Here is a 14515-nt window from a genome sequence, read left to right as displayed (position 1 = left end):
GAGCAGGGTCGCCGCGCCCCTTCCCAAGGGAGGCGGGAATGAGCGACGACGCTCCGAACCACAGCAGAGGCGAACGGATCCAGCAGGCGGAACGGGAAGCGGCAAAGCAGCGGCTTCTCGCGCAGACCGAGACGGATCGAATACCGGTGGAGGAGATCACCCGGGCGGTGCCGGATCGGCGGTGGCGTCGTGGACAGGACTGAGCTGTTGCCGGTCGGTCGGCGGGTGGCGTACTGGCGGGGGCGGCGGAAGCTGTCGCAGCAGGTGTTCGCCGATCGGCTGGGCAAGTCGAAGAGCTGGGTGGACAAGGTCGAGCGCGGTGTCCGTTCGCTCGACAAGGTGTCGACCCTTCAGGACATCGCCGCCGTCCTGCGCATCGACACGGCAGTGTTGCTGGGCCGGGACGCCCAGCCCGCAGAGGGGACCGAGCGGACCGCAGATGTCGAGCGCATCCGGACGGCGTTGTCCCGGTACGAGATCGCGCTCGCGCGGCCGGCGGGTCGCCGTCCGGTGCTGCCGGTCGACCGGCTGACCCGCGAGGTCGAACACGCCTGGACGACCTTCCAGCACGCCCGCTATCCGAAGGTGACCGACCTGCTGCCGGACCTGTTGACCGATGCGCAACGCACCCATGCCCGCGATCCGGGGGCAGGCCGGGTGCCGCTGGTCGAGGCGTACCGGATTACCGCGTCGCTGCTGGCCAAGCTCGGTGACGCCGAGCTGGCGTGGCTGGCCGTCGACCGGGCCATGGCCGCCGCGACCGGTGACCGGGTCCTGGTCGCCGCCGCAGCCGTGCAGCTCGGGCAGGTGCTCCGCGCCTCCGGGCGGGTACGGGTGGCGAAGTCGGCGATGCTGGCCGCCGCGTACCGGATCGCCCCACCCGTGATCGAGTACGGCAGCCCGGCCGAGCTGTCCCTGTGCGGCACGTTGCTCGTCCAAGCTGCCCTGGCAACAGCCACTCACGGGGACGACGTTGCCGCCGCTGAACTGCTCGGCGACGCTGCCGACATGGCCGAACGGGTCGGCGACGGGCATGACCACCACCGAACCGGGTTCGGACCCACCGCCGTGGCCCTGGCCCGTGCCGCCGTAGCCGTGGAGCTGGGCGACGCCCGCGATGCGGTGGCGTGGCACGAGAAGGCCATCCAGCGGGAGGACTGGCGCTGGCTGGCCGTGGAGCATCGTGCCGCGCACCTGCTCGACGCTGCCCGCGCGTACCTCGAGGTGGGTGACCCGGTCGCCGCCGGGCGGGTGCTGGTCGACGTCGAGCGGATCGCGCCGGCCGAGATCCGGCACCGGCCGGTGGGCCGGGACGTGCTCGCCCAGGTCGCCCGCGACCCGGACGCCCCGGCCACGCTCACCCAGCTCGCCGACGCCCTCGGGGTGGGCTGAACGGTGACCGGCCCGCACCTGTCTCTGGCGCAGATCCGCAACCGACTGATCCTCACCGCCCGCGCCGTTCTCCGCCAGCATCGAGCCGGACCCGACGGACGCTGCCCGGTCTGCCGTACCCCGGGCTGCCTGGTGGCGACCGCCGCCCGCGACGTCCTCCGCGCAGCCGAGGAACCACGGCAGCGGAGTGCGGGAACCGAGCCGGAGGACCCTCGGCGGGACGGATGACACTCGATCCGACCACCCTCAGCCGACGAGCACCTGGCCGGTGGCGACGATGGTGCCGTTCGGCAGGGGCGCGGGGTCGTTGCAGGTGTTGACCTTGTCGCCGTGCCGGGCGGCCGGCTTGCCGTTGATCAGCACCGTCGGGCTGCCGGCGAGGACCGTGCCCTGGTTGGTCGGCGGCACCTGGAACGGGCCGCCGGTCGGCACGTGCGGTGGCGCGTTCTGTGCCCCGCTGCCCACCACGGCGGCCGGCTTCCCCTCGATCAGCACGTCGGTGCTGCACCCGGTGGCGATGGTGCCGGAGAACGGCATCGGGGTCGGAGTCGGCACTGGCCCGCCCGGGGACGGGACCATGATGATGTGGGTGTCGGTGCCGACCACCTTGTCGCCGAGCTTCGCCGCGGGTACGCCCACGCCTGGCGCTCCTTTCGTAGGCCGGTTCGGCCGTTCAGATCAGGCCCTCGCGGATGGCGTGCGCGACCGCCTGGGTCCGGTTGCGGACGCCGAGCTGGACGGTGATCTCGTGCACGATGTTCTTGATGCTGCGCTCCGAGTAGGACAGGTCCCGGGCGATCGTCGCGGTGTCCGCCCCGGCGGCGATCATGCGCAGCACGGCGAGCTGCCGGGGCGACAGGGGCAGGATGGTCAGGCCCCGGGGGGCCAGCACCTGCCGCTGCGCGCGTCCCACCCGCGTCAGCAGGGAGCTGAGCAGGTCGGTGGGAAGCCGTGCCTCGCCCCGGGCGGCGGCCCGCACCACCTCGCGCAGCAGCGGCGCGGTGCTCTCCGTACGCCGGACCATGCTCAGCCCGCCCGCCTCGATGGCCTGGAGCCCGGCCGTGTCGTCGAGCTGCCCCACCACCAGCACCGGTCGGGGTGCCCCGCCGGGTGCGGCGGCCAGCGCGTCGAGCTGGGCCAGCAGCCACTCGTCCACGGTGTCCCCGACGATCACCAGCACGTCCGCCGTGGCGTCGTCGGCGGTCACCACCACCGGGCGGACCCCGGCGGGATCTCGGTCGCTCGGATCGGCACCGAGCTGGGCGACCACCCCGGCCTGGGAGATCGGGTCGCGGGCGCGGACCGCGGTGCGCACCGGGGCGACGTCGGACTCCGGCCGGCCGCTCATCGGGCGGCGCCGGGGCTGGTGGACGGGCTGGCCTCCGGCGCGACCGGCACCAGTTGGCCGGCGAAGTACGCCGCCGGGGTGCACGGCGTGCTGCCCGGGTTGGTGCACTTCACGGCCACGGTGACCGGCTGATCGGCGGAGAACTTCAGCGGCTGCACGAAGTGGTAGTCCAGGTCGCGGAAGTTGTTCAGGCCGGTCTCCAGCAGCACGGTGTCCCCCCGCCGGATCTGGAGCACACCTGCGTCGCCGTGCGGGTTCTGGAGCACGATGTCGGTCACCCAGAGCACCTTCTTCGCCGCCGGCCGGTACGTGGACAGGGCGAACTCGTTCGAGGTCGGGGAGGCGCTGGTGGCCACCCGGAAGTCGGCGGCGGTCTCCGGATCGGCGTTCTCCAGCGTTCCGCCCGGGCCGCCCCGGCCGCTCCCCGCGCCGTCCGTCGGGCTCGCCGGTGCGCTCGGCTTCGGCGAGGCGGAGCCTCCAGTCACCGCCTGCTCGGCCTTCTCGGCGGTCTGCGCCGCCTCGCTGGCCTGCGTCTTGACCTCGGCGACCTCCTCGCTCAACTCCTGGTTGAGCTGCTGGGTCTCGACCTGCGCCGCCTGCTTCGCGGTGGACTGCACGGTCGGTTTGAGCACCGCGAACCAGAGCGCGACCAGGGCCACCGTCACCGCGACGGCGACCAGCGCCACCCGGGGCGACCAGGCGGGCAGCAGCGCCCGTTGCACCAGCATCCCGTCCGAGGTGATCGGCTCGGTGTCGGGACGGGTGACGGCCACCTGGAACGGCAGGTTGCGGTCCGGGCCGAGCAGGAACCGCTTCTTCGGGCGTACCCGCAGCTTCACGAAGGTGGCGGTGCCCGGCCGCAGCACGGGCGCGGCCGGCCGGACCCGGAAGTCCAGCAGCCGGTCCGGATCGGTGGGCAGCACCTCGACGGTGGTCTCGGTGTTGCCGGTGTTGTCGACGACCAGCTGGTGGGCGCCGGACCGGCGGGCGTGGGAGGTCCGGGGCACCAGCTCGGTGGCGAGCTCCACGAAAGGCCCGACGGTGACCCGACCCTCCTCGACCACCGAGCCGTCCGGGTCCTCCCGGCCCCGGACCCGTACCCCGAAGTCGACGTCGCCGGCCGGGACGGCGGCCGAGCGGGGCGGCCGGAAGGTGACCCGTGCCTCCTCCTCGGTGCCGGGTAGCAGGTTCATCGTCGCCGGCTCGACCTCGGCCCAGTCCCCGGCGTCGCCGACCACGTCGAGGGTGAACTGGTCGACGACGGAGGCGGTGTTGCGCACCCGTACGGTGCAGCTGACCTCGCCACCCGGCGCGACGGTCAGCTCGGTCTCGGCAAGTCCCACTGCGACGCTCATGCCGCGCAGTCTCGCCGGGCGGCGGGGGCCGGCAGTACCGCGATCGAGGAACACCAACGGGCAACCGTCGGTACCTCATTGGGCAACCGGGGGCCCGCAGGTCCGGCCCGCGCCGGGTCCGGTGGGGCACATCCCGGTCCGCTCGGCGCTCAGCCGGGTTCGCTGATCCGGCCCGGACGGCGGGTGGCGCGGGAAGCGGCGGCGCCGCCGGACCGGCCGGCGCTGTTGACGCTCACCTCGCGTGGCGCCGCTGCCAGGTCGGCCGTCGCCTCCGGGACGAACGGGACGAGCAGTTGCAGGTGCAGGCCGGTCCGGGCCGCCCCGCCCTGCGCCACCCACGCCGAGCCGGTGTCCCCCTCGCGGCGGGGGGCGCTGCGCACCACCACCGACTGGTTCGCCCGCGCCAGGGCCCCGGCGAGGAAACGGGCGGGCAGCGCCGTGCACCCCGCGCAGCCGACCAGCAGGTCACCGAGGAGACGGTGTTCCCGTTCGGTGTCCGGTCCCCAGGCCGTCAGCAGGTAGCTGAACCGGTAACGCCGCCCCGGCGGGCGGCGTCCGGTCACCTGGCCGTTGGCGTCCCGCAGGTCGTCCCAGGTGGCGGAGACGCCGTTGGAGTCCTCCTCGACGTCCAGCAGGAAGGCCGAGACCCGCTCGCCGTCAAGGTGCGCGCAGCGGTCCGGCGGGTCGAAGACCACGGGCACCCCCGGCGGCAGGTAACTGCCCAGCCAGGCCCGGACCGACAGGTCGACATCCCAGATCACCCGGTCACCCTGCCGGTCACCGGGGCGGTCCCGCGCTCGGCGGGCGGGCAGGCCGGTGGGGCGGATCCGGTGCCCTTCGGGGCAGTACGGCCTACCCCCGTGGCGGTCCGGCGGGCAACGGATCCGACCGCGCACCGTTGGCATGCTCGCCGCAACACACCGTCGTACAGGAGGTTCGATGCCGACGTATCTGTCGCCGGGCGTCTACGTGGAGGAGGTGTCCTCCGGGTCGAGGCCGATCGAAGCGGTCGGGACGGCCGTCGCCGCGTTCGTCGGCTTCGCCGAGAAGGGGCCGGTCAACGAGCCGACCCTGGTCACCAACTGGTCGCAGTACACCCGCGTCTTCGGCGGGTTCGTGGCCGGTGCGTTCCTGCCCCTGTCGGTCTACGGGTACTTCCTCAACGGCGGCGGTTCCGCGTACGTCGTCCGGGTGGGAACCACCGGCGGCGACGCCGGGCCGGCGGGCGGCGACGGGGCGTACGCCACCGCGGCGGTGCCGGCCGGCGGGGACAACGGGAAGCTCTCCTTCACCGTCCGCGCCGCCCTGCCCGGTCCGGCCGGGCAGGACCTCTCGGTCGAGGTCACCGATGCCTCCGAGGGCGGCGACGACACGTTCAAGCTGGTCGTGAAGCAGGCCGGCAAGCCGGTCGAGACGCTGGACAACCTGACCACCCGCCGGGGTTCCGGCAACGTGGTCACCGCCGTCAAGCAGCAGTCGAAGCTGATCCAGATCGAGGAGGTCAAGGGCGCGACGCTCGCCCCGCCCCGGCGCGGTGCCGAGGTCGCCCTCGCCACCGCCGGGCTGCCGGCCACCACCGGTGCCGACGGCGACCTGCGGGTGCGCGCCGAGGACTACGTCGGGGACGTCAGCGACCGGACCGGTTTCGCCGGGCTGGAGGCGATCGAGGACGTCACCATGCTCAGCGTGCCCGACCTGGCCGCCGCCTACCAGCGGGGGCTCATCGACGACGAGGCGTTCAAGGCCGTCCAGCTCGCGATGATCGCGCACTGCGAGCTGATGGGCGACCGGGTGGCCATCCTCGACCCGCCGCCCGGGCTGCACCCGCAACGCCTCAAGGAGTGGCGGCAGGACGTCGCCGGCTACGACTCCAAGTACGCCACCCTCTACTGGCCGTGGATCAAGATCATGGACCCGGCGCAGGGGCGGGCGGTGTTCATGCCGCCGAGCGGCCACGTCGCCGGGGTGTGGGCCCGCAACGACGACACCCGGGGCGTGCACAAGGCACCGGCCAACGAGATCATCCGGGGCGCGCTCGCCCTGGAGAGCGGCCTGACCAAGGGCGAACACGACCAGCTCAACCCGACCGGGGTGAACTGCATCCGGGCCTTCCCCGGCCAGGGCATCCGGATCTGGGGCGCCCGAACGCTCTCCAGCGACGCCGAGTGGCGCTACCTGAACGTCCGGCGGCTGTTCAACTGGATCGAGAAGTCCATCCTGCTCGGCACCAACTGGGTGGTCTTCGAGCCGAACGACCCCCGGCTCTGGGACGCGGTGCGCCGGGTCATCACGATGTTCCTCCGCCGGGTGTGGCGCAGCGGCGCCCTGATGGGCGACACCTGGTCCGAGGCGTTCTTCGTCAAGTGCGACGCGGAGAACAACCCGCCGGAGAACCTCGACGCCGGGATCCTCACCGTCGACATCGGCATCGCGCCCGTCAAGCCGGCCGAGTTCGTGGTGTTCCGCCTCTCCCAGCTCTCGCACGGCGCGGGCGACGACTGATCCGCCCCCGACGTAACCAGGAAGGACGACCATGGCAGGTCAGGGTACCCAGGACCCCCGCCAGAACACCGAGATCATCAGTGCCGCCGTCTTCCGGCTGGAGGTGCCGGGCATGACGGCGATCAACTTCGCCGAGCTGGTCGGCATCAGCAGCGAGGTGGAGAACGCGGAGTACATGGCCGCCGGTCCCACCGGGCCGATCTTCTCCCGGCACTTCGGACGGACGAAGCCGCCGACGGTCACCCTCAAGCGGGGGCTCGACCTCAACGGCGACCTCTGGCTCTGGCACCAGAAGGTGCGCAACCTGATGTACGACGCGTACCGGGACTGCGCGCTGAAGCTCTACGGCCCCGGTGACGACCTCAACGGCGACGCCCGGCTGACGTACATCATGACCAACGCCTGGCCGGCGAAGGTGGAGGTCAGCGGGGTCAAGGCCGGCTCCACCGACATCGTCTACCAGACGGTCACGCTGATGTGCGACGACCTGTTCGACTTCAATGCGCGGATCTGACCTCGCCGAGCCCGCCGTCGGACCGGCGGCGGGCCTGCGCACCGAGTACCCGTTCGTGCTGCCCCGTGGCCTGGTCGACGACCGGGGCGGGGTGCACCGGGAGGGCGTGATGCGGCTGGCCACCGCCCGCGACGAGATCAACCCCCAGGGCGATCCCCGGGTACGGCAGAACCCGGCGTTCCTCACCGTGCTGCTGCTGGCCCAGACGGTGACCCGGATCGGCGCGGTACGGGCCGTGGACACGGCGGTGATCGAACGCCTCTTCGCCTCCGACCTGGCCTTCCTCCAGGACCTCTACCGGCGGATCAACCAGCAGGGCCACACCGAGGCCGAGGTCGCCTGCCCGCACTGCGGGGGCGAGTTCGCGGTGGACGTGGCGGGGGCCGCGCCGGGGGGATCCTGACGTACGCGACAGATCAGCTCTGGGAGGAAGTCGCGTACGTCGCCCACCACCTCCACTGGTCCCTCGACAGCATCCTCGACCTCGAACACCCCGACCGGGTGCGGCTGCTCGCCGAGATCCGCAAGCTCGACCGCCCCGCCGTACCGCGACACCCGTTTCCGACCTGACCGAGGAGGTGCGTCATGGCCTGGCCGTTCCGGCTCCGCCGACCGTTCCGGTCGCGCCGCGACTCACCGGTCGGATCGCCCGCCGCCGGATCGACCGGACCGGGGGACGGGACCGCGCCGGTCGACGGAACCCTCGGGTCGGCACCCGCGCGCCGCGACTGGACCCGGCTGGCGGCCCTCCCGCTGACCGTCGCCCCGGGGCCGGCCATGGTCACCGTCACCGTGCCCCGGGTGGCGGCGAGCGAGCCGCTGCTGGCGGCACCGGCCACACCCGACCCCGGATCGGTGCCCCGGGGCCAGGTCACCGGCCTCGCCGCCGCCCGCCCGGTCACCGGCCATCACAATCCCCACCCGGCCGGCGGCCATCACAGCCCCCACCCGGCCGATCGCGCCGACGAGGGACGCCATCCGGCCGCCCGGGTCGCGCCACCGGTCACCGCCCCCGACCCGCTGGGTGCGCCCCGCACCCTGCCGGTGGTCGTCGCCCCGGTCTCCGTCCGGGCCCCGCTGACCGTGGCCGACGGGGATGCCGTCGGTCCGCCCCGCGCGCCGGAGCACACCGCCCGGGACGCCGGCCCGGTCGGGGTGATCGCGCCGCCCGCCGGGCCGACCGGGGAGGTGCCCCCGGCCGACGAACCCGACGAGGCGGCCCGTACCGCTGCCCGGTTCGCCGCCGCCGGCCTGCCCGCCGTCGAGGTCTGGCCCCCGCCCGGCTTCGAGGACGTCTACCGCGCGGCGGAGGTCACCCGGGCGGCGGAGGCGGCCCGCGCGGCGGGTGGACCCGTACCGGGTGCCGCCGCCCGGCGGGAGAATCCGCTGCCGCGCCCCGCCGACCGGGTGCCGGAGGCCGGCACCGTTCCCGGCGAACCGTCGGGCCTGCCCGGCGGCACCACGCCGCGTCCGGTCGAGGTGGTGTCCCGGTCCCGCTCCGCCCGCGCCGTCGTGCCCCGACCGGCCCCGGCAGCGGAGGGTACGCCGGACGCTCCCGGACCGGACGGACCACCGGGTGCCGCCGCCCAGCCGGAGGTGCCGGTCGCCCCGGCCGGTGGACACCTCGGCGACACCGCTCTGACCGGTGGACGCTCCGGCGAGGACGCCCCGACCGGTGGCCGCCCCGGCTACGCCTTCCCGAATGAGGTCGTCGGTGTCGGGCGGCAGCCGGCACCGCCCCACCCGACCGGTGACCCAACCGGATTCCCGGCGGCTGCCGGTCGGCCGGGCACGCCCCGATCCGGTGCCGTTCCGACCGTGCCCGAGGCGGCTCCCGGGCGTCCGGCCGGTGGGGACCGGTCCCCGGCGTTGTCGCCGGCCCGGTTCCTGACCCGGCGGGCGGACGCCCCACCACCGGCCCGGCCGGTGTCGCCCGACCAGCCCGACGCCACCGCCGCCACGCCGTCCGGCTTCCGCACGCCGGGTGTCCGGCCCGACGTCGGGCCTCGGGCGGCCTTGCTCGGCCGGCCCGACGTGCCCCGTCCGACGGTTCCGTCCGTCCGGCCTGACGTGTCACGCCCGGGGGTCCTGTCCGGCCCGCCCGACGTGCCCCGTTCGACGCCGCCCGGCCCGGCGGACGTGCGGTATCCCGTGGCCGCGTCGGACAACGACACGGCGGCGGCCGACCCGCCCGCGTCACCACCGGTCAACCCGGCTGGTCTCCCGCCGTTGCCGCCGCCGTTCCCCGGCCCGTCGGCCGGTGACATGGCGGAGGCGGCACCCACCGATCCGTGGTCCCCGCCCCGGCCCGCCGCCTCGGTGGCAACCCGGGCCGTCGAGCCGCCGGCCCTCGGGCTCGTGGCGCCGGCCGGATTCGGGACGGGACCGACCGACGAACCCACCCCGCCCGCGCGGCGCCCGGCACCCCCGGCCGGGCCCGCCACCGGTACACCGGTGGTCGCGGACCCGTGGCCGGTGTCGGCCTCCGCTGCCGGACCGGCACCGGCCACGGACGGCCAGGGCCTCGCCGCACCACGACCGTCGGTGTCCGACAGTTCCCCCGACCCCCGGCCGGCGGCGGAGGGCGGCACGTCGCCGTACCCGTCCGTACCGGTCCGGACCGACCAGGGGTCGCCCGGCGTACCGGTGGCCGGGCCCGGTGTGCACCCGGCAGGACCGCCACCGGTCGGCCGGTCGGAGCGTCCGGCGGTGCCGCTGCGGCACCGGGCGGTCCTGCCCGACCTGCCGGCGCGGGTGCCGCCGCCGCCCGCGCCGGTCGCGCCGCTCGGCGTCGAGCCGCTGACCCCGGTGCCCGCCACGCTGGTGGACGGCTTCCGCCAGCGGTACGGCGTCGACGTCTCGGACGTGCCGGTGCGCCGGGGGCCGGCGGCCACCGCCCTGGTACGGCAGGCAGGGGCGCGGGCCGCGACCCGGGGCGGTGAGGTCCTGCTGCCGGCGGAGGTCGGCCCGCTCGACGCGCCGCCGGTCCGGGCCCTGCTCGCCCACGAACTGGCCCACGTCGTGCAGCAGCGGGTGCTCGGGGCGACGCCCCCGGCCGAGTCGACCGGGGCCGGACGGGATCTGGAGGCGCGGGCCCTGGCGGCCGAGTACGCCTTCGGCGACGGGGCGCCGCCGGCCGGTGTCGGCGCGACGGTGCCGCCGCTGCCGCTGGTCGGCCCCGGACCGTCCACCGGGGCGTTCGCGCCGGTCGGCGTTGCCGGCAGCCCGGTCTCCGAGGGCGCTGCCGGACCGGTCGGCACCTGGGGGACCACCGCCGGGGGTGGCCTGACCTGGCGGGCCGACCCGGGTGGGTCGCCCGGCAGCGGCCCGCCGCTCCAGCGGGCCCCGGTCGGCGGTTCCGCCGACGCCCTGGCCGACCTGCGTGACCTGGTGCGGGCCGAGGTGGCCCGGCAGGAGGACGCGATCGGAGGCGAGGGGCCCGAACCGACCCCGGACGGCGCTGCCGCCCTGGCCGCGCTGCGCGCCGAGGTGGCCGCCGCGACCAGCCCACCCGCGCTCGACCGGAGCAGCGGTCGGCTCGCCGAGGTGAGCGCGGCGGTGGAACAGCTCCGGGGCGAGCTGCGGGCCGTGACCGGCCGGGAGAAGGCACTGGCGGCCCGTCCCGACCGGGACGATGCCGGCCTGCGGCCCGACCGGTCTCCGGCCCGCGCGGTCGACCTGGACAACCCCGACGACCTGGAGGAACTGGCCGGTCGCCTCTACGGGCGGCTGCGCGGCCGGCTCCGCCAGGAACTGCTGGTCGACCGGGAACGCAGCGGGCGACTGACCCGGTTCCCGTGAACCCGACGACGACGAGGAGGACGCGACGATGGCGGGTGGTCTCTCCACCGGAGCCCGGTTCCTGGGCGGCTTCTTCGAGGTCACCGGGGTCAACCACCGCTACCTGGTGGTCATCGACGACGAGCGCTACAACCTCGGCTCCTGGTCCCGGGTCTCCGGGCTCGGGGTGACCTGGCAGGTCTGCGAGTACCGCGCGGGGGACAGCAACGACCTCTTCACCTACGTGGGGACCCCGAACTACAGCCGGATCCGGCTCAGCCGGGCGGTCTGCTTCGACTCCCAGGTGGTGCAGGAGTGGCTCTGCCAGCAGGCCAAGCGGTACCGGCCGCTCAGCGGCAGCATCCAGCTCGTCGACAGTCTCGGTCTCAAGATCGTCGGCTGGGAGCTGAAGCACTTCTTCCCGGTCGGCTGGTCGGTGTCCGAGCTGGACCCGAGCCGGTCCGGGGTGGCCGTGGAGACCCTCGAACTGGCCCACACCGGGTTCCTCGACGACGACGTCGCCTTCTCCCTCTGACCCGCATCTCTCGAACCCGAAGGACGGACACCGATGGCGCTCTCCGCAGGGCAGCTCGGCGGGATGCTGGGCGACCCGAGCCAGACGGCGCAGGGCCTGACCTCCGGCGGCCTGATGCAGCTGTTCCGCAGCGGGCCGGGAGTCCGGCGGACCGACAAGCTCGGCCTGGCGATGCGGTTCCAGGTGACCATCGGCGACGTGCAGCTCGGGCTCTGGCGGTCCTGCCGGGGGCTGCGGGCCGACTTCCGGCCCGAGGTGGTCCGGGTGACCGGGGACTACGTCGCCCAATACCACCTCCCGGGTGAGGTCAGCTACCCGCCGGTCGTGCTGGAACGGGCCGTGCACCGGGAACACTCCGCGCAGTTGCAGCAGTGGCTGGTCGGGGTGCTGCGCTCCTGGCAGGACGGCACCGGCGACGACACCCGGACCACCGCCCGGATCACCCTCCTCGACGCCGACGGCGAGCCGGTCAACAGCTGGCTGCTCTACGGCGTACGGCCGGCCTCCTGGGCCGGCCCGGACCTCTCCGCCGACACCAACCAGGTGGCGCTGGAACGCCTGGAACTGGTGCACGAGGGCTTCTTCCCCGACCTCCAGGCCCGGGCGGAGACGGCCGAGCTATCGTCGCCGACGCTGGGCACGGTCGCGTTCTCCTACAACCCGGCGAAGATGACCATCACCCGCTCCTCCCGGCCCAGCCAGGTGATCGGGCAGGGCAAGGGACTGGTGCTCGCCTCCGACGACGCGCTGCGGGTGATGGCGGGAGAGGTGCTGCTGGTCGGGGCCGGCGTGGCCCAGGACGTGCAGAAGCTGATCGCGTTCTCCGGCCAGACCAAGACCGACGATGGCCAGGGCCGCAGCCAGTCCGTGCTGCCCAAGCTCACCTTCCGCTGGGGAAAGCTCTCCATGACGGTCAACCTGAGCACGCTGAACGTCAACCTCACCCGGTTCGACGGCGAGGGGCAGCCGATCCGGGCCCAGGCCACCCTCGACCTGGTGGTGACCGAGGGGGAGGTCTTCCCGCAGCGGGGCGGCGCGCCGCTGCCGGCCCGGGCGGTACGCACCGACCCGGCCCAGTGGCGGCAGCGGGCCGCGGCCAGCGGCATCGACGACCCGATGCGGGCCCAGGCCCGGGGCGCGGCCGTCGGAGCCCGTCGGTGAGCGGGGCGGCCGGCATCGGCCGGCACCAGCTCATCTGGGGTACGGCCACCCTGCGCCCCCGGGTCACCACCGGCGCCGCCGACCGGGACCTGCCGGCGGCGGTCGCCGAGCAGCTCGTCCGGGTGGTGGTGGACACCCAGCTGGCGCTGCCGGACATGTTCGAGCTGACCTTCGTCGACCTGGCCGGTGACCTGCTCACCCGGGCCGGTCTCCAACTGGGCACGGTGGTGCGGGTGTTCGGCCCGACCCAGGACGGCTCGACCGAACAGCGGCTGATCAGCGGCGAGGTGACCGCCCTGGAGGGCCGCTTCGTCGACCTCGCCGCGTACGTGGTGGTGCGCGGCTACACCCACGACCACCGGCTGCACCGGGTCCGCCGGACCCGGACCTTCCTCAACCAGTCCGACTCGGACATCGCCCGCCAGGTGGCCACCGCCGCCAAGCTGACCGTCGGCACCATCGACGCCACTGGCGGCACGATGGCCCACCTCTCCCAGGTCGACCAGACCGACTGGGAGTTCCTCGCCGGCCGGGCCCGGGAGATCGGCTACGAGGTCGGCGCCGACGGCGACCGGTTCCACTTCCGCCGGGCCGCCACCGTGCGCGGGGCCGGCAGCCCGCTGCCGCTGACCTTCCGGGGCAACCTCCGCCGGTTCCTGCCCCGGGTCACCGCCGGCAACCTCGCCCCGGAGGTCGAGGTGCGGACCTGGGACCCGGTCGCCGCGACCGTGGTGGCCGGCCGGACCGGGACCACCGCCGCCGGGGTCAGCCTGGGCGGGGGCCGGACCCCGACCGCCGCCGCCGACCCCTTCGTGCCCCGGGCCACCCCGACGCCCCCACGCGCCGGCAACAGCGCCGTCGGCGACGTCGGGCCGGCCCCGGGCCCCCGGGCACACGTCCTGGTCGGTCGCGGCCTGCCGGTCCCCAACGGTTCCGACGGCGCGGCACGCCAGGTGGCGGCGAGCCTCGCGGCCACCGTCGGCGGCTCGTTCGCCGAGGCCGAGGGGGAGGCGCTGGGCGACGCCCGACTGGTCGCCGGCCGGGCGGTCCGGGTGGACGGGGTGCCGGCCCCGTTCGCCGGCACGTGGACGCTCAGCGCCGCCCGGCACGTCTTCGACGACACCGAGGAGGGGTACCGCACCGAGTTCACCGTCGGCGGCACCCAGGACCGCTCGCTGCTCGGGCTGGCGGCCGACGGGACGGATGGCCCGGCCCGGATCGACGGGGTGGTCTGCGGGGTGGTCAGCAACGTCAAGGACCCGCAGAACCTGGGCCGGGTGAAACTCGCCCTGCCCTGGCTGACGCCGGACCACGAGACCGACTGGGCCCCGGTGGGGCAGCTCTTCGCCGGCCCGGCCGGCGGGGCGTTCTTCGTCCCCGAGCCGGGTGACCAGGTCCTGGTGGCGTTCGAGTTCGGCGACGTCCGCCGGCCGTACGTGCTGGGCAGCCTGCCCAGCCGGCACACCGGGTACGGCCTGGACGGCGCGCAGACCTCCTCGACGAAACCCGGCGCGAGCGGCGTCAAGTCGGTCGGCCAGACCAGCTCGGTGATCCGGCGGGGCCTGCTCTCGCCGTCCGGCAACCGGCTGGTCTTCCACGACGAGGTGCCGCCCGGCGGCAAGGGCCAACCCACCGCCGCCAACGTGGTGCTGGGTACGAAGGGCGACAAGCTCTCCCTCGCCATGGACGCGGTGGCCGGCGAGGTCACCCTGCGCTGTGCCCCTGACAAGCCCGGGAAGCTGGTCATCGAGTGCACCGGACAGACCGCCGTGGAGATCAAGGCGGGCCCCGGCGGGAGCATGACCCTCGACGGCGGCACCAGCCTGAAGCTCAAGGCCGAGACGGTCGACATCGACGGTACGCAGATCACCATCAGCGGCACCGCGGCGACCGCCATCAAGGGCAAACCCATCCAGCTCAACTGAGGA

Annotated in this window: 14 protein-coding genes; 10 read left to right on the top strand and 4 right to left on the bottom strand. The window is 74.7% G+C overall.

Annotated elements, in window-relative coordinates; translation table 11 throughout:
• Positions 1-38 precede the first annotated feature (38 nt).
• Together ACIBJE_RS11840 and ACIBJE_RS11835 are read left to right on the top strand one after the other, a co-directional pair.
• Positions 39-203, top strand: a complete 165-nt coding sequence (locus ACIBJE_RS11840) for a hypothetical protein (RefSeq protein ID WP_396746832.1) — start codon at positions 39-41, stop codon at positions 201-203.
• On the top strand, positions 190-1392 hold the full coding sequence (locus ACIBJE_RS11835; RefSeq protein WP_396746829.1) for a helix-turn-helix domain-containing protein: 1203 nt from the start codon (positions 190-192) through the stop codon (positions 1390-1392). Before ACIBJE_RS11840 ends, ACIBJE_RS11835 begins: the two co-directional genes overlap by 14 nt.
• A 246-nt stretch (positions 1393-1638) precedes the next feature.
• Here ACIBJE_RS11835 and ACIBJE_RS11830 read toward each other — a convergent pair whose 3' ends face one another.
• From ACIBJE_RS11830 to ACIBJE_RS11815, 4 genes are all read right to left on the bottom strand, one after another.
• Positions 1639-2031: a PAAR domain-containing protein gene (locus tag ACIBJE_RS11830; RefSeq protein WP_396746826.1), complete on the bottom strand. Its 393-nt coding sequence runs from the start codon at positions 2029-2031 to the stop codon at positions 1639-1641.
• 34 nt (positions 2032-2065) lie between these two features.
• On the bottom strand, positions 2066-2740 hold the full coding sequence (locus ACIBJE_RS11825; RefSeq protein WP_396746823.1) for a LuxR C-terminal-related transcriptional regulator: 675 nt from the start codon (positions 2738-2740) through the stop codon (positions 2066-2068).
• On the bottom strand, positions 2737-4095 hold the full coding sequence (locus ACIBJE_RS11820; protein WP_396746820.1) for a hypothetical protein: 1359 nt from the start codon (positions 4093-4095) through the stop codon (positions 2737-2739). The genes ACIBJE_RS11825 and ACIBJE_RS11820 overlap by 4 nt, the downstream gene beginning before the upstream one ends.
• Positions 4096-4244: 149 nt before the next feature.
• Positions 4245-4856 (bottom strand): Pvc16 family protein, encoded by a 612-nt coding sequence (locus tag ACIBJE_RS11815; protein ID WP_396746817.1) that lies wholly within the window; start codon positions 4854-4856, stop codon positions 4245-4247.
• 178 nt (positions 4857-5034) lie between these two features.
• Between ACIBJE_RS11815 and ACIBJE_RS11810 the strand changes: the two genes are divergently transcribed.
• The 8 genes from ACIBJE_RS11810 to ACIBJE_RS11775 are packed head-to-tail and all read left to right on the top strand — an operon-like array spanning position 5035 to position 14512.
• On the top strand, positions 5035-6597 hold the full coding sequence (locus ACIBJE_RS11810) for a phage tail sheath family protein (RefSeq protein ID WP_396746814.1): 1563 nt from the start codon (positions 5035-5037) through the stop codon (positions 6595-6597).
• A 31-nt stretch (positions 6598-6628) separates the two neighbouring features.
• Positions 6629-7111, top strand: a complete 483-nt coding sequence (locus tag ACIBJE_RS11805; RefSeq protein WP_088980495.1) for a phage tail protein — start codon at positions 6629-6631, stop codon at positions 7109-7111.
• Positions 7098-7514 (top strand): hypothetical protein, encoded by a 417-nt coding sequence (locus ACIBJE_RS11800; RefSeq protein ID WP_396746811.1) that lies wholly within the window; start codon positions 7098-7100, stop codon positions 7512-7514. The genes ACIBJE_RS11805 and ACIBJE_RS11800 overlap by 14 nt, the downstream gene beginning before the upstream one ends.
• Positions 7451-7681 (top strand): DUF6760 family protein, encoded by a 231-nt coding sequence (locus tag ACIBJE_RS11795; protein WP_396747621.1) that lies wholly within the window; start codon positions 7451-7453, stop codon positions 7679-7681. The genes ACIBJE_RS11800 and ACIBJE_RS11795 overlap by 64 nt, the downstream gene beginning before the upstream one ends.
• 15 nt (positions 7682-7696) lie before the next feature.
• The gene (locus tag ACIBJE_RS11790; protein WP_396746808.1) at positions 7697-10912 is read left to right on the top strand and encodes a DUF4157 domain-containing protein; all 3216 of its coding nucleotides are present in this window, start codon (positions 7697-7699) and stop codon (positions 10910-10912) included.
• Positions 10913-10940: 28 nt separating this feature from the next.
• Positions 10941-11426, top strand: coding sequence for a phage tail protein (locus ACIBJE_RS11785; RefSeq protein WP_088980492.1), 486 nt, complete (start codon positions 10941-10943; stop codon positions 11424-11426).
• 33 nt (positions 11427-11459) lie between these two features.
• Positions 11460-12587 carry a phage tail protein gene (locus ACIBJE_RS11780; RefSeq protein ID WP_396746803.1) on the top strand — a complete coding sequence of 376 codons (1128 nt, stop codon included), beginning with the start codon at positions 11460-11462 and terminating at the stop codon, positions 12585-12587.
• Positions 12584-14512 (top strand): phage baseplate assembly protein V, encoded by a 1929-nt coding sequence (locus tag ACIBJE_RS11775; RefSeq protein ID WP_396746800.1) that lies wholly within the window; start codon positions 12584-12586, stop codon positions 14510-14512. Before ACIBJE_RS11780 ends, ACIBJE_RS11775 begins: the two co-directional genes overlap by 4 nt.
• The last annotated feature ends 3 nt before the right edge of the window (positions 14513-14515 follow it).

Source organism: Micromonospora sp. NPDC050187 (assembly GCF_044459745.1).
Classification (GTDB): domain Bacteria; phylum Actinomycetota; class Actinomycetes; order Mycobacteriales; family Micromonosporaceae; genus Micromonospora.
The sequence above is the reverse complement of the archived record's forward strand: the minus strand, read 5'-3'. Positions and strand labels throughout refer to the sequence as shown.